This is a genomic window from Endozoicomonas sp. ALD040 (genome assembly GCF_049275945.1).
Taxonomy (GTDB): Bacteria; Pseudomonadota; Gammaproteobacteria; order Pseudomonadales; family Endozoicomonadaceae; genus Endozoicomonas_A.
The window spans coordinates 4,113,314-4,134,616 of record NZ_CP184829.1; the positions used below are offsets into that span (position 1 = coordinate 4,113,314).

General features: G+C 46.2%; 15 protein-coding genes and 1 CRISPR repeat array. Of the genes, 5 read left to right on the forward strand and 10 right to left on the reverse strand.

Translation table 11 applies throughout. The annotated features are described in order from the left end of the window. Nucleotides 1-46 precede the first annotated feature (46 nt). Together ACOJUN_RS15165 and ACOJUN_RS15170 are read right to left on the reverse strand one after the other, a co-directional pair. Nucleotides 47-3,184, reverse strand: coding sequence for a hypothetical protein (locus tag ACOJUN_RS15165; protein ID WP_422132777.1), 3,138 nt, complete (start codon nt 3,182-3,184; stop codon nt 47-49). 120 nt (nt 3,185-3,304) lie between these two features. Continuing rightward, a complete protein-coding gene (locus tag ACOJUN_RS15170; protein WP_422132778.1) occupies nt 3,305-6,445 on the reverse strand; it encodes a hypothetical protein in 3,141 nt (1,046 codons plus the stop codon). A 175-nt stretch (nt 6,446-6,620) separates the two neighbouring features. Here ACOJUN_RS15170 and ACOJUN_RS15175 point away from each other — a divergent pair, with 175 nt between their 5' ends. The 3 genes from ACOJUN_RS15175 to ACOJUN_RS15185 all read left to right on the forward strand — a co-directional run bounded on the left by ACOJUN_RS15175 (nt 6,621) and on the right by ACOJUN_RS15185 (nt 8,701). After that, nucleotides 6,621-6,983: a DUF2288 domain-containing protein gene (locus ACOJUN_RS15175; protein ID WP_422132779.1), complete on the forward strand. Its 363-nt coding sequence runs from the start codon at nt 6,621-6,623 to the stop codon at nt 6,981-6,983. 5 nt (nt 6,984-6,988) lie between these two features. Next, on the forward strand, nt 6,989-7,405 hold the full coding sequence (gene arfB, locus ACOJUN_RS15180) for an alternative ribosome rescue aminoacyl-tRNA hydrolase ArfB (RefSeq protein ID WP_422132780.1): 417 nt from the start codon (nt 6,989-6,991) through the stop codon (nt 7,403-7,405). A gap of 381 nt (nt 7,406-7,786) precedes the next feature. After that, the gene (locus ACOJUN_RS15185) at nt 7,787-8,701 is read left to right on the forward strand and encodes a Tim44 domain-containing protein (RefSeq protein ID WP_422132781.1); all 915 of its coding nucleotides are present in this window, start codon (nt 7,787-7,789) and stop codon (nt 8,699-8,701) included. A 68-nt stretch (nt 8,702-8,769) separates the two neighbouring features. Here the strand turns inward: ACOJUN_RS15185 and ACOJUN_RS15190 are convergent, their stop codons facing one another. Together ACOJUN_RS15190 and ACOJUN_RS15195 are read right to left on the reverse strand one after the other, a co-directional pair. After that, the gene (locus ACOJUN_RS15190) at nt 8,770-9,429 is read right to left on the reverse strand and encodes a hypothetical protein (protein ID WP_422132782.1); all 660 of its coding nucleotides are present in this window, start codon (nt 9,427-9,429) and stop codon (nt 8,770-8,772) included. Between the two features lie 233 nt (nt 9,430-9,662). Then, on the reverse strand, nt 9,663-10,433 hold the full coding sequence (locus ACOJUN_RS15195) for a type IV pili methyl-accepting chemotaxis transducer N-terminal domain-containing protein (RefSeq protein WP_422132783.1): 771 nt from the start codon (nt 10,431-10,433) through the stop codon (nt 9,663-9,665). 157 nt (nt 10,434-10,590) lie between these two features. On the opposite strand from ACOJUN_RS15195, the gene ACOJUN_RS15200 reads away from it, so the two are divergent. Next, nucleotides 10,591-10,791, forward strand: coding sequence for a type II toxin-antitoxin system PrlF family antitoxin (locus ACOJUN_RS15200; RefSeq protein WP_422132784.1), 201 nt, complete (start codon nt 10,591-10,593; stop codon nt 10,789-10,791). A 435-nt stretch (nt 10,792-11,226) separates the two neighbouring features. Continuing rightward, nucleotides 11,227-12,215: a CRISPR direct-repeat array (repeat unit 28 nt; unit sequence CTGCTAAACAGCCTACCCGGCTGAACAC). A 145-nt stretch (nt 12,216-12,360) separates the two neighbouring features. Here the strand turns inward: ACOJUN_RS15200 and cas6f are convergent. Genes cas6f through ACOJUN_RS15225 form a run of 5 tightly spaced genes read right to left on the reverse strand, consistent with a single transcriptional unit; the run spans nt 12,361 to nt 17,649 of the window. Continuing rightward, a complete protein-coding gene (cas6f, locus tag ACOJUN_RS15205; RefSeq protein WP_422132785.1) occupies nt 12,361-12,978 on the reverse strand; it encodes a type I-F CRISPR-associated endoribonuclease Cas6/Csy4 in 618 nt (205 codons plus the stop codon). A gap of 2 nt (nt 12,979-12,980) precedes the next feature. Next, the gene (csy3, locus tag ACOJUN_RS15210; RefSeq protein WP_422132786.1) at nt 12,981-14,015 is read right to left on the reverse strand and encodes a type I-F CRISPR-associated protein Csy3; all 1,035 of its coding nucleotides are present in this window, start codon (nt 14,013-14,015) and stop codon (nt 12,981-12,983) included. Then, nucleotides 13,999-16,053, reverse strand: a complete 2,055-nt coding sequence (locus tag ACOJUN_RS15215; protein ID WP_422132787.1) for a hypothetical protein — start codon at nt 16,051-16,053, stop codon at nt 13,999-14,001. Before ACOJUN_RS15215 ends, csy3 begins: the two co-directional genes overlap by 17 nt. 2 nt (nt 16,054-16,055) lie before the next feature. Then, on the reverse strand, nt 16,056-17,291 hold the full coding sequence (locus ACOJUN_RS15220) for a TniQ family protein (protein ID WP_422132788.1): 1,236 nt from the start codon (nt 17,289-17,291) through the stop codon (nt 16,056-16,058). A 7-nt stretch (nt 17,292-17,298) separates the two neighbouring features. Continuing rightward, a complete protein-coding gene (locus ACOJUN_RS15225) occupies nt 17,299-17,649 on the reverse strand; it encodes a hypothetical protein (protein ID WP_422132789.1) in 351 nt (116 codons plus the stop codon). 129 nt (nt 17,650-17,778) lie between these two features. Between ACOJUN_RS15225 and ACOJUN_RS15230 the strand changes: the two genes are divergently transcribed. Beyond that, complete coding sequence (locus ACOJUN_RS15230; protein WP_422132790.1) at nt 17,779-17,994, forward strand: helix-turn-helix domain-containing protein; 216 nt, start codon at nt 17,779-17,781, stop codon at nt 17,992-17,994. Between the two features lie 84 nt (nt 17,995-18,078). Here the strand turns inward: ACOJUN_RS15230 and ACOJUN_RS15235 are convergent, their stop codons facing one another. Beyond that, complete coding sequence (locus tag ACOJUN_RS15235) at nt 18,079-21,246, reverse strand: type I restriction endonuclease subunit R (protein WP_422132791.1); 3,168 nt, start codon at nt 21,244-21,246, stop codon at nt 18,079-18,081. Between the last annotated feature and the right edge of the window lie 57 nt (nt 21,247-21,303).

The window sequence follows — 21,303 nt, forward strand, 5'->3', positions numbered from 1 at the left end:
AAAAATAGAAAGTTCGATTGATATAAAAAGGCCATTAACAGGATGACTATCTTGAAACACTCTGCCGGGATGGCTCCTGCTGCTGCCAACCCGTATAAAGTGCAAACCAGAACAAACTGTCGAGATGGGGCATTGGCAGGGTGCCGCTGTTAATACCCAGATTTGGCCCTTTGGCTCTGGATGAGCGCCGAATTCCCAGATCGGTCAGGTTCTCTGTTTTTGGACCTAATAGGCCTGGGTTAAAGCTCTGATCCGGATGATCCGGATAAACCTCATCAGGAAAACGGCCTGATTTGATATCCTCTACATAGCGGAGTTTCGGGTCACACCAGTAACCACACTCAAGTGCAGCCCGGCTCAGCGACTCTGCCGGGAATTCCTGGCATATCCTTGCTTTCATGGCCTCCGTATCCATTTTGTACGCACTGGCAAACAGGTCAGCGGCAATGGTCACCAGCTCATCCTGCAACTGGTTCATTTGCACGGGGTTTTTGCAATCCAGACTGTCGGTGTCATGGCGCACCCTGAGCCAGTTAATCACCAGCCCGTAAAAGGCTTTCCCAAGCTCAGTGATCCGCAATTCGCCCTGTCTCTCACGATCAGTTATGAAGTAGAGCTCTGCCAAACCAAAATTGTAGGAGGTTTGCTCAGCAAATGAGCGGACATCCGCCCAGTCCCTCATCCCCACCGGAGCAGGTGCTACGTTTGGGTAATGCTGGGCATTCCACTCTCCCATCGTGCCGGGAACACCCTGGGCTCCAAAAAAGGCTGTTGGTACCCAGCATCTGCCATCAGCAGAATTATGGAATGAAGTTAGTGTATCCGGTGCCTGAAAATTGTGATGCCAGAGACGACCTGCGTCTCTGGCAAAGAGTCTGAGGCCATCAAAGGATGCCTGCATCGAGAGACCGGTCACGTCTCCGGTTTCATAGGGATAGTGGTGATACAGTTGGGTATTTTTTTCATCGTCAAAGACTTGCAGCAGTGCCGAACCATCAGGCTCCAGGGCAATGGTTGCCAGGGTTTCTTCACGTAATCCACAGGCTTTGAACTTATTCAGGGCATCAAACAGACGATAGATGCCTCTTGGTTTCAGCAGAGCGCTTTCAAGGCCGAGCTTATCTTTATGGGTTCGAAAAAAATCCAGCTGTGGCTGCTCGCGGACAAAATCATGCCAGTCTTCTGTGGAGCAATGTTGCTGTTTCAGGAACTTGAAACGGCGATACCCCTGAGGTACGTCTTTGGATGGAAAAGCCAGACTGCGACCGTAAGTTATAATACTACTCCTGCAGTTGACTAACTCTGCTTCCCAAAGCTCGGGTATTCGCGGAACCGTCTCTTTTGGGCGTTTCCTGTCAAATTCAGCAACCGCATGGCGAAAAGCCTGACAATAATATCTGTCAGGATCAGGTGCACACCCGCCACCAATCCCAAGGCCAATCAGATGCCATGGATAGAAACGTGGCCTTATATGGATTAAGTCGTAGTTTCGTTCAATAAAGAGTGAATCGCGATCATCAGGTGTTGCTGACAGGTGCTCAAGTAGTTTTTTTTGCATGCCCGCAGTGGCAGCCCGGAGCACCTGCGCAGAAAATTCAACCGGCAACCCGTTCTGATGCATTAACCTCATTAATTCCAGTGTCTGCTGCTCATCCCTTAAAACGTCCGGGTGATGCTGAAAATAATTGATAACAGGCTGTAGTAACCTGGTTGCACCGGGCAAGGGGTTGTGTGACAACTCTCCATTATATGAATACTTAAAAGAACTTAAGCGGACGGCCTTAAAAGTAGATGACGGCAGGGATTTGAAGAGTTGCAGGAACTCAAAAAACCAGTTGACATTCAACGGGAATTTTCCGTCTAAATGATACTGCATACAACCAATGAGATGAGCAGAAGCAGTTAGCTTGATCAGAGCGCTGCGCTGGGCTCTGGCCAGTTGACGGTCTTCCGCTTTGGATATGGGCGCTGATGCTAACTGCTCGCGGTGATGTCGGTATAAAAGCAACAGTGGAGTTGCGCCGCTGTTGTCCCGTTGATTGGCCAGAGTCTCGGCGGGCAGATATTGAAACAACTGGTCATAGCGGGGGGGATAAGCTTCCAGACAGTCATATCTGCATACCTCCTTGTAAGAGCCCACGCTCTGCAGTGCTGTCACCATAAGGTGAAGAATATTCCCGCCGTTATTAAACTCCCGAATAAGAATTGTCGGAGAGGAGTCTGCCAGCAATCGCCTGAACAGTTCCCACTGGCCTAATATAAAGGTTGATACCAGAAGCTGTTCCCGCTCCTTATCATCCAGCTTTTTCAGTTCTTCCAGGATCAGTTTTTCATGCCTTTGTACATTCACTTCCAGCATAGAAAGCTGAGATATAAAATACTCTGAATTCAGTGCAGTGGTGATACTCTGGCAGAAATCCTCTGATGCTCCGGGGTTGCCATGCCTGATGCCCAGCGATTCGAAAATAGCTGTTATCAGATAGCTTGCTGAAAGATCGGAAAACTGTAGAGATCGATTAATTTTTGTGACTATTAAGCAGAACATTCTCGGCCTAAGCATAAGCTCTCTGGCAGCCTTCTCTATCTGCGTCCGGGTCAGGTATTTTTCCAATATTTCCATATAGCCCGAATCCGGCATAAAGATTATATTTTTGGCATCTTCGGCAAGAATTTTCAGTACTGCATCATGGTCTGTGTTGTTCAGGAGTTGTTCTAATAATCGGGGGGAGGTGTTTATTTTAAAAGACATCGAGATGCCTTCAAGACCCAACCCCAAATCCGCCAGCGTTTTCAGAACGGAAATATTTTCAGGAAATTTAGGTTCCATGGCAAGGCAGTTGATCAGTTCTTGTAATGACTGCGGATAGAGTTTTTCATCCTCCCCTGGATGAATCGGACTCATCGTCTCAAGATCATGATGGGCATCTTCTACCTTGTCTCGCAATAATTTATTACCTATTGGAATATCTATTTTGCCTATTGCATTCTGAACACGGGATATCCATTCACGATGCTGGTCAGCAGTAGAAGTGATCTGTCGCAGGTGTACAGAGCGACTTGAGGGTCCATTAGACCCGGCTGTTACGTTGCTCAAACCTGCAGAAACAGTGGCAGAAACATTTGTTTCCGGAACGGTCCAACCGGACAAGTTTGAGGCGATAGTATGGGTCATCCGTGACAACATAATTTACTCCATCAATAACTTGAATTTTTTGTAGCGTCTTTATTTTTAGACCAGCAAAGGTTGATTTGGTTCAAAAAATGGAATGTTCGATGGGTATAAAAAAGGCCATCAACAGGATGGTTATCTTGAAACACTCTGCCGGGATGGCTCCTGCTGTTGCCACCCCGTATAAAGTGCAAACCAGAACAAACTGTCGAGATGGGGCATTGGCAGGGTGCCGGTGTCAACACCCAGATTTGGCCCTTTGGCTCTGGATGAGCGCCGAATTCCCAGATCGGTCAGGTTCTTTGTGTCTGGATTTAATCGACCAGGGCTAAAGCTCTGACGCGGATGATCCGGATAAACCTCATCAGGAAAACGGCCTGATTTGATATCCTTTACATAGCGGAGTTCCGGGTCACACCAGTAACCACACTCAAGTGCAGCCCGGCTGAGCGACTCTGCCGGGAATTTCTGGCATATCCTTGCTTTCATGGCCTCCGTGTCCATTTGGTAAGCACTAGCAAACAGGTCAGCGGCAATTGTCACCAGCTCATCCTGCAACTGGTTCATCTGCACCCTGTTTTTGTAATCGAGACTGTTGGTGTCATGGCGCACCCTGAGCCAGTTAATCACCAGTCCGTAAAAGACTTTCCCAAGCTCAGTGATCCGCAATTCGCCCATCCCCTCACGATCGGTTATAAGGTAGAGTTTTGGCAAACCAAAGCTGTAGGAGGTTTGCTCGGCAAATGAGCGGATATCAGCCCAGTCTCTCATCCCCACCGGGGCAGGTGCTACGTTTGGGTAATGCTGGGCATTCCACTCTCCCATCGTGCCGGGAACACTTTGAGTTCCAAAAAAGGGTGTTGGTACCCAGCGTCTGCCATTAGCGGTATTATGGAACGAAGTTAGTGTATCTGGTGCCTGAAAATTGTGATGCCAGAGACGACCCGCATCTCTGGCAAATAGTCTCAGGCCATCAAAGGATGCCTGCACTGAGAGGCCGTCCACCTTTCCAGCTTCATAAGGATAGTGGTGATACAGGCAGGTATCTTTTTCATCATCAAAGACCTGTAGCAGTGCCGAACCATCAGGCTCCAGGGCAATGCTTGCCAGGGTTTCTTCAGTTAATCGACAGGCTTTGAGCTTGTCCAGGGCATCGTTCAGACGATAAATGCCCCGTGGTTTAAGCAGGGCGCTTTCAAGGCCCAGCTTATCCTTATGGGTTCGAAAAAATTCCAGCTGTGGCTGCTCGCGGACAAAATCATGCCAGTCTTCTGTGCAGCAATGTTGCTGTTTCAGGAACTTGAAACGGCGATACCCCTCAGGTACCTCTTTGGATGGAAAAGCCAGGCTGCGACCGTAAGTTATAATACTCCTGCAGTTGACGTTGAGTAGCTCTGCTTCCCAAAGCCCGGGAATTCGTGGAACCGTCTCTTTTGGGTGTTCCCTGTCAAATTCAGCAACCGCATGGCGAAACCCCTGACAATAAAATCTGTCTGGATCAGGCGCACACCCGCCGCCAACCCCAAGGCCAATCAGGTGCCATGGGTAGAAACGTCTCCTCTGGGCTACGTCGTAGTTTCGTTCAATAAAGAGTGAATTGCGATCATCAGGTGCTGCTGACAGGTGCTCAAGTAGTTTTTTTTGTATGTCCTCGCTGGCAGCCCGGAGCACCTGCGCAGAAAATTCAACCGGCAACCCGTTCTGATGTATTAACCTCATTAATTCCAGTGTCTGCTGCTCATCCCGCAAAACGTCAGGGTGAAGGTGAAAATAATTGATAACAGGCTGTAGTAACCTGGTTGCACTGGGCAAGGGTTTGTGTAACAAGTGTCCTTTGTATGAATAGTCAGAAGAACCTAAGCGATCGGCCTTAAAGGTAGATGACGGCAGGGATTTAAAGAGTTGCAGGAACTCAAAAAACCAGTTGACATTGAACGGGAATTTTCCGTCTAAATGATCCTGCATACAATCAATGAGGTGAGCAGAAGCGGTTATCTTGATCAGAGCGCTGCGCCGGGCTTTGGCCAGTTGTCGGTCTTCCACTTTGGATATGGGCACTGATGCTAACTGCTCGCGGTGATGTCGGTATAAAAGCAACAGCGGAGTTGCGCCGCTGTTGTCCCGTTGATTGGCCAGAGTCTCGGCGGGCAGATATTGAAACAACTGGTCATAGCGGGGGGGATAAGCTTCCAGACAGGAATAGCTGCATATCCCATCGAAAGAGTTCACGCTCTGCAGTGCTGTCACCATAAGGTGAAGAATATTCCCGCCGTTATTAAACTCCCGATTAAGAATTGTCGGAGAAGAGTCGGCCAGCAACCGCCTGAACAGCTCCCACTGGCCTAATATAAAGCTGGATACCAGAAGCTGTTCCCGCTCCCTGTCATCGAGCATTTCCAGTTTTTTCAGGATCAGTTTTTCATGCTTTTGTATATTTACTTCCAGCATAGAAAGCTGAAATATAAAAAACTCTGAGCCAAGTGCAGAGTTGATGCTCTGGCAGAAATCCTGTGACGCCTGAGGGTTTCCATGCCTGATGCCCAGCGAATCGAAAATAGCTGCTATCAGATACGTTGCTGAAGGATCGGAAAACTGTAGAGATGGATTGATGTATCTCAGAAGATTGCAACTTTTTGCCAGCAGATGCATAAGCTCCCGGGCAGTCTCCTGAATCTGCCAGTGGGTGAAGTATTTTTCCAATACTTCCATATAGCCCGGATCAGCCATAAAGATTATTTTTTTGGCATGTTTGTCAAGAATTTTCAGCACTTCTTTATGGTGTGTGTTACTCAGGAGCTGTTCTAATAATCGGGGGGGGATCTCTATTTCACAATTCATCGACATGCCTTCAAGTCCCAGCCCCAAATCAGCCAGCGTTTGAAGAACGGAAATATTTTCAGGATATATAGGCTCCTCGACAAGACAGCAGATCAGTTCTTGCAATGACTGCGAATAGAGTTTTTCATCCTTCCCGGGATGGATCGGACTCATCCTTTCAAGATCATGATTGGCATTTTCTACTTTTTCTCGCAAAAATTTATTATCAATTGGAATATCAATTCTACTTATTGCACTCTGAACATGGGATATCCATTCACTATGCTGGTCAGCAGTAGAAGTGATCTGTCGCAGGTGTACAGAGCGAGTTGAGGGTCCATCAGACCCGGCTGTGGTGTTGCTCAAATCTGGAGTGGAAGCAGGCGCGGAAACATTTGTTTCCGGAAGGGTCCAACTGGACAAGTTTGAGGCGGTAGTATTGGCTATCCCTGTTAACATGATTTACTCCATCTATAGTCTGATTTTTTTTTAAATCTTTTAATTAATGGACCAGCAAAGTTTGATTTGGTTCAAAAAATGGAAAGTTATCTCCGGTTCGGGAGACTCCGGATCGTTAGACATTCGGGTCTGAAGAGGCTTGAGCCTTCCTGAGACCTGACTGGCTGAAAAAACCATGGATGTGTTAGTCTCTGCCTCTATTAACCTTTATCAGACAGACAGATTGTTAATGAGTGACTCTCTAGACCCCAATGAGCTGAACAAAGCCAAACTCAACCTGGAAACCGCAAAAATTGCCTGGGAAGATCTCCAGCGCTACTTTGCTTCCGGCCACCTGCTGGCGGTGGCTCCCGATCTGGATATTGTTGCCGTCGCTCACAGTATCTCCATTGATGATAAAGCGACGGTAGAAATCTGGTTGAATGACAGGAAACTGGGACCGGTCAGTGATGATCAGGCGAGGAACTGGCATGAACAAAAAGCGGATTTATGGGCGGTAGTTGTGCGCCCGTGGGTGCTTGTTCAGGATAGAAACTGAATTCTATGCTGAAGATTTCCAATGCCGTTACCATTCCTTCGGATGAGATTGAGTTTAATTTTATCCGTGCTCAGGGGGCTGGGGGGCAGAACGTTAATAAAGTCTCTTCGGCGGTCCATTTAAGGTTTGATATCAGGGCTTCTTCCCTTCCGGACTTTTATAAAGAACAGCTGCTGGCTTTCAGTGATCAGAGGATTTCTTCTGAGGGCGTCATTGTTATCAAGGCGCAGTCCTTCAGAACTCAGGAGAAAAATCGTGAAGATGCTCTGAATCGGTTACTGGGCCTGATTCAAAAAGCGACAGCGGTGACTAAAAAAAGAAAGGCCACCAAACCCACCCGTTCTTCACAGAAAAAACGCATGGATCGAAAGCATCAGCGAGGCCAGACAAAAGCACTGAGAGGTCAGGTCAAGGGCTGGTGATCAAAACTCGGTTATTATTAGAAAAATTAATTAACAGTCCCACTGCCACGGACTATAAAGCTAACGGAAGTGAAAGAGTCAGGAGACTCCAGATGCCGATACCGCCAACCGATGGATCTGCGCCCCCACCTTCGGGTAACGGGGCGCCGGACTAAACCGACAATCAGTGCCTCCAATGGTATACTGAACCCTCTACAGTCCTCCGAGGAGCTTTGTGGAGAAACAAAGAGATCTCCTCAGGCTGAATGAATTGAGACCTGATTTAAGTACCTAACTTATTTCATTGATTAATGCGGTTTTTTTATGGAATGACTTGCAATAAATCTGGCTCTCCATAGGATTAAGGCCCATGGGTATTGGAAACAAGAGACTCTCGGATTCATGATAAAACGATTTGCTTCTTTTATGGCCATCATCATGGCCTTCAGCTTCGTCTTCAACGTACCAGTAGCCGATGCTAAAAAGTTTGGAGGAGGCAAGAGCTTCGGCCGTTCTTATAACACGGCTCCCGCTCCCAAACAGCCGGCTGCAGCACCTCAGCAGGGTAGCAAACAGACAGCTGCTCAAGGCTCCCGCAAGGGCATGCTGGGCGGGTTGTTGGGTGGCCTGCTGGCGGGTGGGCTGATTGCCTCTCTGTTCGGCGGTGCTTTCACTGGTCTGCAGATGATGGATATTCTGATTATCGCTTTGCTGGCTTTTGTGCTCTTCAAGGTGTTCCGCAGTATGAACCGTGCCAAAGCTACGGCAGCGGGTCATGGTGGCAATCATGCTCACTTCACCCCGGAACATTCAGGCCAGAATAAGCCTTCCCCTTCGTTAGATCAGCTGTTTGGCCAGAACAGGGAACAGCGCGAAGATGACTTCGGTCAGGCTGACCAAACAAGCTTGCCTCAAACCGGTTTTGGAACCAGTGATGTCCCGATGAATCTGCCAGAAGGCTTTAACCTGAGTGCATTCATGAATGGTGCCAGAGACCATTACCGCACGCTTCAGGAAGCATGGAATAAAAACGATCTGGACATCATACGTGAGTATCTGGACCCTGAACTGTTTTTACAGTTAAAAGCGGAAAGAGCCACTTTGGGTGGCGATCAGCACACCGAAGTGATCTTTGTGGACGCTGAGTTGGGCAGAGCTGATTACAACGACACTGTTGCCGAGATCAGCGTGCGCTTCACCGGTAAATATCGCGATACCGTTGAAGGTGTTGAAGAAGATATTACCGATATCTGGCATCTGCAACGTAGCTTGAAAGAGCCCGATGCTCCCTGGCTGATTGTGGGTATTGAAGCCTGACGGAGCCGAAGGGAAAGGTGTTTTGCCTTTCCCTGACTGGGCTCTATTGTCGATGATCTTCATGTCATTTACCGAAAACTTCTGGTAGCAATATCAAATGTGACGGTAACTGGCCCTTTTTTGGTTTTAGTGACATTAACTGGGTCAACATCAAAAAAATCCCGTACTTTATCGTCAGCATTAGGGCCACACAAATAGCTGGTTCCAGGCGTTTCTTGCACGAATTCTTTCCAGGTTTTTACTCTGTCGTCAGAAGCTTCAGCTTCTAAGCGGCTGTTCACCCCGAGTATATCTCGTAACTCTGGCTTGAATATATTATGCAAATCCATCCCGGAAATATACCAGGCTTTGTAGGCCCGACCCTGATCAGGAACATGAACAAGGAATAAACTATTAACAAGCCTGAGTGCTTGAACGTTTTTGTCCATATCAACCCATTCACGTTCATCCGAAAACAGTTTTAAAATTCCGCTTTTGCTGCCTTCAAGATATTCGTCCAGCCGTTTTGAAAAATCTTCATCACTGTCTTCAGATTCATCGTCTGAAGACTCAATAGAATATGAAGACAATGGCCTGGCTGCACCATGGGATGTTGGATTATCAAGGCCAGATGTTTTTTGGGCGTCAACAGCCGTAGCTCTGGCCGTTTCTGGCTGATCCGGCGCTGTTGTCGGTGTGCCAGAACCAGTAACCAATAAAGGTGGTTTAGTTGAATTAGATGGAATCATAAGTCACTCCGTTAATTGCTTACTTAAATTTGACAAGAAGAAACAGGGGAAGTTCATAAACACGTGCTGTAAGCAGGAAAAGGACAAAGCGAGAGGGTATAGCCTTGCAGCCAGAAACCTCCCGCAGCCACCAGGACGGTGTTGAGTTGGGGAGGTTTTTATAATGACGGTCTTGCCGAGATCAGCTTGCGTTTCACAGGTATGTAGCGTGATACCGCTGAGGAAGCCGGGGACTAACTGCTGGCTAGCCCCTGATCATTGACCATGACCTGTTCGTACTTTTGGGTCAACACCTGCATTTTCTTGAGAATGGATTCTGTGGTCACAGAGATGGCTGTAGGCATATAGCGTCCCTGTTTATATTGCGTAAACCCTGATTTGGAAAAAAACCATTGAGCTTTAACCTTGGAGAGCAGCTTTTTGATTTCAGGGGTATTCACGGGGGACTGGTCGAGTTCATTCAGTGAGCTTTCAAACAGAGCCATGGATTCCTCAAAACCTTTCTCATAGATACTGCCACTGACGCCCCAGGCCAGAGCCTGGTAATACATAGCTATTCTCTGGCTGAGCGCGCGCTGTCGACCTGAAACATTGACCAGTCTGGCTTTGCTGGTGGCAGAGTGCTTTTCAATCAATGTAACCAGGTCATTGCTGCTGTTGAATACCCTCAGAGCCTTTTGAATGAGGTCAGCTGCAGCTTCTCTGTCGGGTTCTGACAGTGCCATTTTTTTGTAAGTTTCCCAGTCTTTCGCAACCACATTCAGCTGATGTTTGATTGCACCGTTGGGCGCATAATCTGATAAAGCCTGAAAGTTATTTTCAAACAGCGTAATGCTTTTATCGAGCTGCTCTCTGGCGTCTTCTGAGTTAATGTCGGCTCCGATCATCAGGTAGCTTTTAGCGACTCGCTGAGACAGCATCCGTTGCAAACCGGATGTGTTGACCGCTTCGGCATCGTTCAGGGCGGCTGAAGTTTCTCCTGAGTAAGCGATTAAATACGCCATAATAAAGCCCAGGAATTTATAACAGAATAAAAGTGGGCGGAAGTCGGGAAGTATTCTGGAAATTTGCACTGTTATTGTTCGCTCTCTGCGCTATCCGGGGGCATCCTGATGAGTTTTTGGTTCAACAGGTTATGTTGCAAAGCTATGTGCAGAATATATGCCAGAGCTGAATAGTTCTCAGACGATTATTCCGGCCTCGGTCAGAAAGGCGCTGGAATTAAACAAGCAGGAAAAGCTTCAGTATGAGATTCGCTCCGATGGCAGCGTCCTGCTTTTTAAGTGCCAGAGTGACAAAAGAGACCCTGTAATAGCAGGCTTCCTGGATTTTCTTGAGCGGGATATGAAAAACCACCCCTGAACACTGAAGCCGTTTTCCCCGGAGCTTGCTCGGAAGCTCAGTGATCTGGTTGGGGAGATTGATATCGATCTCGACTTTCAAAAGAAAAACGCCACAAAACGACTGGCGGCAATCAACCAGTTGGCATTTGAACGGGTTTCAGGCAATCCCTCTAATCCTGCATATCCTTGAAAGTCACCGTTTGTGCAGAGCCGTTGCCGCAAAAACCACTTTATGGTTTGTCTGACAAGGAATGTCGGAAAAACCATAAGCTGACAACGGAAAAAAAGCATAAAGTGACAATAAACAACAGTGTTTCTATTTTTAATAAACAATAGCCGTTTAATCCATTTCAAGACGAGAAGGCTAACCGAGGGTGTCCATCTTCCCGGCTTAGCCAATAGCTGCCTATCCGGCAGAACGCAGCCCTATAGCATGCATGTATGCATAGCAGATTTAGTCAACAGCCTACCCGGCTGAACACCCACGAGCATAGAGCATTGAACATGTATGGCTCTGCTAAACAGCCTACCCGGCTGAACACTTATCAGAAAGGTCTGCATGGGGCCAGGTTGTCTGCTAAACAGCCTACCCGGCTGAACACGACCTGTCGCAGCTGCTGCCGCCCACGATCGTCTGCTAAACAGCCTACCCGGCTGAACACATGGGCATCTTGACTCAGTTGTTGATTGGACACTGCTAAACAGCCTACCCGGCTGAACACAGGTCAACAGCTTGGTGATGATAGTTCGCCTTCTGCTAAACAGCCTACCCGGCTGAACACCTTTAAGATGCCATGAGCTTAAATGGGTATAACTGCTAAACAGCCTACCCGGCTAAACACAGGATATAGAGCAGAGTCTTATCGGTCGGCTTCTGCTAAACAGCCTAGCCGGCTGAACACGCATTGGACGAGCGCGGCAATCAGACCAGGCCCTGCTAAACAGCCTACCCGGCTGAACACGGGGTATGCTGCGCTCCTAAGAGCGCAGCGATCTGCTAAACAGCCTACCCGGCTGAACACAACGTCTGGAGATTAACCGGGCATATATCTATCTGCTAAACAGCCTACCCGGCTGAACACCAGTATCGCACGATGACCGAACTGGCCGGCGCCTGCTAAACAGCCTACCCGGCTGAACACGAGAATAACCCTACACAATGGCTCACTTTTATCTGCTAAACAGCCTACCCGGCTGAACACGACACCTCCGGGTCACCGCGGGCCAGCAGTTCCTGCTAAACAGCCTACCCGGCTGAACACCATGGCGTGCACCAGGCTGCCCAGCAGCAGATCTGCTAAACAGCCTACCCGGCTGAACACGTTCAGGGTACTGAACTGGCCAGCCTCGGCCAGCTGCTAAACAGCCTACCCGGCTGAACACGTCGAAGTCGGCCAGAGTTTCATAGTCACAAACTGCTAAACAGCCTACCCGGCTGAACACTGAAGATTTATCCCAATAACTCCTGCAATTACAAAATAGTAGGTCGTTTTAAGCAAAAATACCCTTCTTTTTTCAATACCTGCAACTATTTGAAAATAATGAACTTATTTTGTCGCTAAAAAATTTTATCAAATGATAGCTCCGACTAATTCATCCGTTCAAATACAGGAACAGTCCCAGTATTAACACCCCCAGAAAGGCCATAGGAACTGAAGCTGCCTCGGACCGGCGCTTCCACAAACTTCCTTTGGATATGGAGGCTGAATATATTAATTGCGTCATTTTTATCTTCAGTTTCTTTTTTCTTCTTATTTACACTGATCATGGGGACGTCATGGTAATGACCAATGATCTTCGTTTGAGAAGTCACTACCTTTAACGGCTCTAATCCTCTTTTTTCACGCCTTCTGTTTTCTTTTTCATACCAGGCTTTCGTATGCTTATCTGGACTATAAATTCTACAGAATCGGGCTTCCAAACCACCTTCTTCAACAACTGAAATCTTTGTGCACACAAATTTTTTAATTTCTGACATTTGCTTAAAGAGATCCTGATGCAAGAAGGCCTCCAACGCGTTACTGTCTGAGGAAACAAAAGCTATTCCGCTCCCAATCGTGCTATCTCCCCAAAGGTTATATGAGACTCCAATAGAACGGATTTCATGTCGAGTTTGAAAACCATGCAGCACTTTATGACAACGACCAGCTAGAATATTGAAGTCTGAAGTTGGATCACAGAAACTCACAGTGAATATGTAGCGCACTATTATTCCTCCCCAACCTGACGCATACCGCCGCAAACCATCATAGCAGCCAGATAATAGATCTTACCCATTGTAACTGTATCGATCTTTTTACCGCTATTCATCAAAATCGCCAGTTCATCAGCCTGCCGCATGATTGAGTACACATCATAACCAGTATCCGGATGGCGGTGGGCAGTCGCATTCTCTCGGTCAGAGCCATATGATGACACTCGGATCAATGAGTCTGCCCCGGGATGCCAATCATCAATCATCTGAATTGCAGCCCCGATTTTATGAGAAGTGAAAATTAGCTGCTCTTTTTCTCCTGACCTGAAGGTTGAGTATACGCGACTTCTATCTTTGTTAGCCTCTGAAAAGGTTTGGCTAGGAAAAATTTCAGCAAAAGGGCGGAGTTTTAGCTTTGCTTCTACTACAACATCCCAATACTCATATTTATCTGTTAATGCAAGAGCAAATCGCTCAGTAAGCTTTTTATACTCTTGCTCAAAGCCTGTAAGATCATTCACTCTTCGTCTTTTATGTACATCAGAAAGAACATATACACGGTCGTCGTCAAGGTCTGTCAGGCTGATTTCAGTCCTTTTTGTACGTTGATTCATCCAGAGCCAGCGCCCCATAAATATATTGAGTAGGTATCTCCGCGATAGCTCTTTATATACGCCTGTTTCCTTGCAGGCAGACGCAAACTCTTTAAGAGCATCCCTTACAGCAGGTTCATTGCATGAATGAAGGTCTTGATTATTTGAAGTAACCTGAAGAGAGAATCTGACAATAACATACTCCGCTTCCGGAGATAGAATACACTCGTCAATGGTCTGAGGGTTACCATAAGACAGTTCTAAGCGCGAAAGGTCATTTTTAACGCTACCATCTTTCTTATATGCTTTTGAATAGCCGTCTCTGAGCCCCAGTATTTTTCTAGACTTACATTCTAGCGGTATTTCCTCATGAGTATTTTTATCCACCCAATAAAAAAATGCGGGACTAAAAAATAAGGACCGTATCTGCGATAAATTTTTACACAGTTCTATCATTGGATTCACCAGAAGTTAGTTCTACAGAATATTTTGAAACCTGCATTCTCCAAAAACTTCGGTTTCTTATTTCAGGGTTTATGACAACCGAAGCAGGCGATACTAGCTTAACCAGCCCTGTCATGGGTTCAGCATATGCGTGAGTATCTGCAATACTGCCTCGTCGAAATTGCGGGGCTCCAAGAAATTTAAAGCCTTTATTCACAGGAAATACACCGTAGGTATCTTTCAATACCTCTGCCAATTTCTGCATGCTGTTATAACTAATCTCTGGATCAATATCAGAAATAAATCGTGCACAGCTTGAAAGCTTGCTAAAACCCCTCAAAAGCTCAATCTCATCTTCATAAGTATTACAGCGTCTAACTAAAGATGGCTTTTGGTAGACGCCAGCGATTGGAGAAGACAGAATGCCGCCAGCGAGGCGGTTAGGCAGGCAGCGGTATAAGTTACGTTCACTGAAGTCCAAGTTTGAGGCTGGTTGATCAAGTCGGATTATGAGGTCAAATTCTATATCACCATGTTGACTGTCGATGACAGTATCATTTTTTACTACATTCTTCTTGCAAATTTTCTTTGCTAATGGGTGGCCTGACCTTCTATCAAATCGACGAAGAGCTATAGCAAATGAAGCGTCTGTTTTTTTAACCCTTAATAATCTCAATAAAAAAACATGAACAAAACCTGAAAATGCTGTAAGGGAAGGTATTCCTATCAGGTAAGAGTTGCTCTGTAATTTGGCTCCATAAGCCTGCAGTCTTTCAAAATGAATATAAACAAAGTGTCCAGGTGTTCCCTTCGGCTGGCTTTGTTTCAAAAGATACGACCTGACTGCATTACCAACTTCGTCGATCAGCACTGGCTCATATGCCAAAATCTGATGGTGTTCACTTTTTTCCAGCAACTCGTGTATTTGCCGGGTAAAATGATTGACCGCTTCTTCCAGTTCAAAACTCTCCTCAATAACTTCTCGCTCAAGACTTCCAGCAAATGAACTGTGCAGTTCTGGATAGTCCGTTATCTCTTTGGTTTTGAGAAATGTAATTTCAGAAAAAAGATCCTCAGCTAAATTTCTCATGCGCTGGTTGTACTGCTTTTTACTGGCTTTGCCTGCTTGGTAGGTCGAAAAGTTTGCCTTATGCTCAAGAACTCCAAACAGCAGTCTAAATGTTTGTTTACTAAATAGTGCACGCTCGTTAAGGAGGTGATGTTTATGGTTCCATTGTTGAAACAAATAGTCTGTAGTTTTATCTTTATCTCCTAAGCTTGGGTGATAGCTAAGACACCTGACCCTTCCTCCTGTAGCGCTGATAAGGTTTCCAATGGATGAAGGTCGGTAATGAAAAACTGTCGATCCATAAATGCCTGATTCTTTAGCTAGGTTGTGTACTATTTGTTGAGTCTCAGTTTTAACAACTGGTGTGACAGCAATATATTCCCCGTTCTTCTGTAAAAAGCGCACCTGCTTACAGTGTTTATGTACAAAGTCAGGTAGCCGAACCTCCAGTGCGGCTGAACATTTTTCTTTAAATAGAGGGATGCGCTCTTTCGGAAATCCGGCTTCAACCAGTTTATCAACAAGGTTGTTTTCCCCGTTTTTGTACGAAGCAAATTGCTCAACCAAACTGGTAACTGTTCCGTTATAAATAAACTCTGTAACCATAAACTGGCATTTGTTGATTTGTTTTGAGTCTTTGGCGTAGCCGAGAATCTTCGTTTTACGTAGATGTAATGCTTCTTCATAGTAGAAGATGCATCCATCTGCTTTGCTGTAGGGACATTTAAGATTGTGGGTGTGTATCCACTCCGTAACCTTGAGGACATCATTGCGCCAGGCTTCATCCTTGAGTAAGTTCAAAGATGTTTCATCCGAAAAATCTTTTTTCCCTTTAATAGTTCGATTTATAAGAAAGAGGAGGGTTTCGTACTCTCTTCCATCAATAACAACCAGATCAGCATCGGCAGAAAAAGTCCTTTTAAGCATTTCATTCTGCTTATTACGATCTGTTTTTTTTATCAACTCATCAAGTGCAGCCACTACTACCACCTGGATAAATAAATATGACGGTTAGAAAGTCTCGACTGAAATCGTGATAGCCAGATATTAAATACATTTTTCAAGGGGAATAGTGGGCGCTTCGGATTGAATACAGCGTCATTTTTCAATCTCTTTGCCGAACGTAATTTCCCTTCATCGACAAGCCTTGCCACCTGTTCAGCATCGGCATCAAGGATTGCTGCCACCTCAAAACCATTTAGTAAAACATAGCCAATCTCAGACTGTTCACCCTCGGTATGTATGCAGTAATCCAGATAAGCAAAAATAGCTTTCAACACTGGATTGAAACAAAGTGCTTTGCTTGGAAGGCGTCTGCTTTTAATTAACAGATTTCCAAAAACTGATTGCAAAGATGTTGCTGAAAATCGACGATCAGTAAGCATAATTGCTGTTCTAATCTTGGCCTCCATAAGGTTATTGAAATTTTTGGGCCACTGATCAAAGAATGAAATACATCCAGTGATGGTCTCATCTGTAAGGCACCGTGAGCTCCCACGCTCAGGGACATAAGAGTAGTACCAGAGCATAGCACCAAAAATCTGATGGGGATCGCTAAGCTTATATAAAAGATTTTCATCACTGAAATCTTCGGTTTTTTTATCTTGGATCTTGTTGGCAATATTTATGAAGGGGGCGGAAGCCGATTCTATAGGCATATCTCTGTATTTTTTACCACAAGAACACCCGGATAAATTGCTATCACGGATATAGTTAAGGTCGTGAGAACAATCAGGACAGACTGCAATCAGTTTGCAGCCGTGGAGCGGACAGACTCTTACCAAGTGAAGATGCCAGTAGAATGGCACAAATGCTTTTTCTGATTCCTGGAAACATTTTGGGCATATTGGTATCGAGTCTTTACGAACGAAAAAGCGTGGGATATCGAGCCCTTGCCAGTACAGTGAACTATGCCGTGAGGCGTATTTGGTCGGTGATCGAAAAACGGCCATTCCCATGATAGGCAGGCGACCTTTACACATTTTCTCGGCAAGTAACTCAAGGCACTCAATACGTAAGGCTGATGACGTATTTGCATGGTAGACATTCAGTTGCTGAAGATGACCGGGTAGTGAGCCAGCCAGCTTTTGATCAGCTTCATCTAAAATAATATGAAACCGTTCAATGAGCTGTTTTGGAGTATAGCCATACAAATCCGCCAGCCGGATCATATAACTCTCCAATGACTCTGACGGTTTGGGATTCGGGCGTATTAACATGCGGGTATTAGTTTCCTGTACGGTGTTCAGTTTGCATTGCAATATAGGCTGAAATCCATTGGGTACTCAGATGTACCAGCTCCCTTAAATGCTTATTTTCTTGCTCCAACTTGCGCTTCTCTCGATCAATGTGGTTTTTATCTCCCCCCAAGGGCTTTGTGATTGGTGTACTGCTCACTGAAACACCAAAGATACCGGGGTTAACAGAAGCGGATTTATTTATTGCATTATTAAACCATCGTCGTACTTTCTGGGACTCTACACCTAACTCATCAGCCACATTTTCCGGTGTCTGCCCTGCCAGTACCATCGACACTGCACGTTCCCGAAACGCTTTAGTGGTAGTCTTTCTGCCCATATCCAGCTACTCCCGCCGAAGCATTGCTACGGAGTTCTCCGACAAAGATACAAAATGCCCATTATAGACGGTAGAGCGAAAAGCATGGTGCAAATCAGTATTTTCTCTTCATTGAGAAGGATACGAAGTTTGACCACCGTTCAGAAAGAGTTTGGAAATCGTTTACGAGAGATACGGCAGGAGCAGCTTCTCACCCAAGAGGAGTTAGCTCACATGGCTGGACTTAATCGCACTTATATAGGCGATATCGAGCGAGGGGAAAAGAATATTACTCTGGTCAGTATGAGTCGCTTGGCCAAAGCTTTGGGGATAAAAATCAGAGATCTTTTTGACTGGGAGTTGTGAGTGCTCTGCTGTCACTTTCTTTCTTGGCTTTTCATTGCACTAAAAACGGTTTATATACAGGGATACCTGTAGCCAAGACACCTGTCAGTGGTAAGGGCTAACCCCCTGCCCAGGATACTTATCGAAGATATGCAAAAATACGTCATCACATGCCCGAGGCCACAAATTGTCATCGTAAACTTCGGGCAGCTGATCCAGCATTTCCTCGATAAAGCTACGGACCCGGGCCTTGGTGCGCTGTTTCTTGCGCCAGTCAAGTACCAGCACCCCTTTCATTCTATCCGTTAGATCTTTTGCTACCTTTTTGACTTCATTTCGATCTTTCTCAGAAAGCTGAACACCCTTACTGAGCAGATCAAAAATCGCCATCTCCTCTTCAGACAACCCTTCCCGAACAGTACGGGACTCCTCATCACTCAATGTCTGGATAAAAGACTGGAGTTTGCGGAAGAACTCTTCTGCGGTATAGGCTCCAAGATTATATTCTTCCGCAAGCTCTTTAAACTTCTGCTGTAAATCCTGTCGGCTTTTATTTCTGGCGACCATGGGGGTCAGTTTGCGAGCGATCAGATTTTTTAATTTCTCAGCATCGGAAACCCGGGGCCTGGTCACGTTGCTGACCATTTCCGCCAGAGCATCAAAGTCAATACCGGCAATATTCACAGGATCAGGTAGATTTGAGTCAATTTTGATGGTTTCAATGGACTCATCCAGCAACTCATTAACCTGGTGACGCACCACATCCAGAACATCTTCATCATCAACACTGAGGCCAGACTTTTCTCTCATCTGCTTGTAGATAACATTGATGGCAATGCGTTCCTGCACATAGCTGTCGGCGCTGCTGTCTGGAAGAATTGCTTTAAAAATACGGTTAATCTGTCTGACAAAGGATGTAAAGGTGTTTTTATTCGCGGGTTCCAGCAGCTTGTCACTGGCTTCATCCAATAGTTGCAGTTTTCTGAAGTCGGTAGGTGGGGTTGCAATAATTGCTGCCAGATTAATTTCTTGCTCCGTCAGAAACAGCTTTAGTTCTACCACTGCCTGAGTCAGCGCATTTAATAGCTCCAATTTGCTGTTTGCAGGAGAGCCAACATCTTCAGGGACATCATAAATCTGCCCATCTTCAGCGACACCACCACCATAGCGCCCCAAGGCGGTCTGTAGTGCACCAAATATATTGATGTAGTCAACAATCTGTCCGCAGGGCTTCCCCGGAAAAACCCGGTTAGCCCTAGCAATCGTTTGCATCAGGGTATGATTTTTAAGAGGCTTGTCCAGGTAGAGCGTGGAAACACTCTGGGCATCAAAACCAGTGAGCCACATAGCACAGACAAAAACGATCCGGAGCGGGTCTTCCGGGTCTTTAAACTTATCGTCCAAATCCTCTTTGATCATCCGTTCCCGATGAGGACGAAAATCCAATCCTTTTTTTGCCAACCGCTCATGATCATTCTGGCTGCTGGAGACCACCACAGCCATATCGGAACTTTCCATATAAGCGATCTGGTCATGGAGCTTTTGCTGACTGCTGCCAGAAGCGAACCGAATCCGGGTCTTTAAGCTTTCCAGAGTGAGCTTCCAGTGGTGCTGAACTTTGTCATACATCTTGATCGCAGTGGCTTTATCGATGGATACCACCATCGCCTTGCCCCACAAGCCACCGGAAAAGGGCTCCCTATTGATATGGTAACTCACCAGATCTTTGGCAACAGTATCAAGCCGGTCACCACGGGTAATGATGTGGTACGCACGGGCAAACTCAGTTTCCAGTTTGGACTGTTGCTCTTCGGTCAGGTCAGCATTGTCGAGTATCTCCAACAAGTCTTTACCGAGATCCTCACGATTCAGGCTGACTTCTGGTACTCGATTTTCATAATAGAGTGGCAGGGTAGCGCCATCATCTACCGCATCAGCAAAGTTATAGATACTGACATAATCACCGAAGACCTCCCGGGTTTTACCTTCATCGGTTTTATCTGCCAGTAACGGTGTCCCAGTAAAAGCCATAAAGCCAGCATTGGGCATAGACTTACGCATATTCATTGCCAAAGAAGCATACTGACTGCGATGAGCTTCATCAGTGATAACAACGATGTCATCACGCTCTGAGAGCACAGGGTAATTATCACCCTTGAATTTTTGAATCAGCGTAAAAACAAACCGATGGTCTTCACTCAGCAACTGTTTCAGCTCTGCCCCAGACTCTGCCTGGCATAGCTCATTCAGCATACCTGTCGTGTTGAAGGTTTTGTAAATTTGTTCATCCAGATCAGCCCTGTCTGTAACCACGAAAAATGTCCAGTTACCGGGGTACTTGCGAAATGCTTTCTGGGTAAAAAACACCATTGAGAAGCTCTTGCCACTCCCTTGGGTATGCCAGAAAACGCCAAGCTGCCCATTGCGCTGCTTTATATTTTCCAGCCCGGCCAGGCTCTCGTTTACACCAAGATATTGGTGGTATTTGGCCAGAACTTTTATGGTGTGCCTGGTTTTCACGAACAGCGTGAAGTTCTCAACCAGATCAAGCAAGCGGGACTTGTCGCAGGTTCCACGAATCGCTACTTCCAGGCTAACTTTACGTTCTTCATCTTCACTGGCTATTTTTTTCCATTCAGAAAAATGCTCCCATTGACTGGAAACCGTGCCAACCCTGGACTGAATGCCGTTAGAAAGGATGATCAGCTGGTTATAGTGAAACAGCTGTGGAATCGTATTCCGGTAATCTTTGAGGTTATCTTTATAGGCATTGATCAGTTGCTTATGGCTGGCTTTCAGCTCAATAAAGACTAATGGCAGGCCGTTCACAAAACCGATCAGATCAGGTCTGCGAGTCTCAATTTCTCCAGAAATAAACATCTGGCTGCACAGCAGGAAATGATTGTTTTCAGGACTGTTCCAGTCGATAAAGCGAACAACAACATCGTCACCGTCATCGCTGGAGTCCACAAATTTATAGCCCTGCTTCAGTAGCTGATGGATCTCTTCATTAGCCGCAATGGCGCTCATGGCACTGCGGTCACGAGCCATTTCATCCACTGCATTTTGTAGAATGACTGGATCTATACCGGGGTTCAGTTTGCGAATGGCATCCTTCAGTGGTTGATAAAGGATGACATCTGAACGGTTGTCTCGCCCAAATGTACCGTCAACTCCAAAAGACTCATCCCAGCAGATAGCTGTTTCCCACCCCATTTCTCCAAACAGATTGATGGCAGGTTGTTCTATCAGGAGGTCTTCTGTGTATGTCATCCTGGATACCAGAGGGCTAATACGAAAGTACGATTTTATCCCTGAAAGGCACCCGGT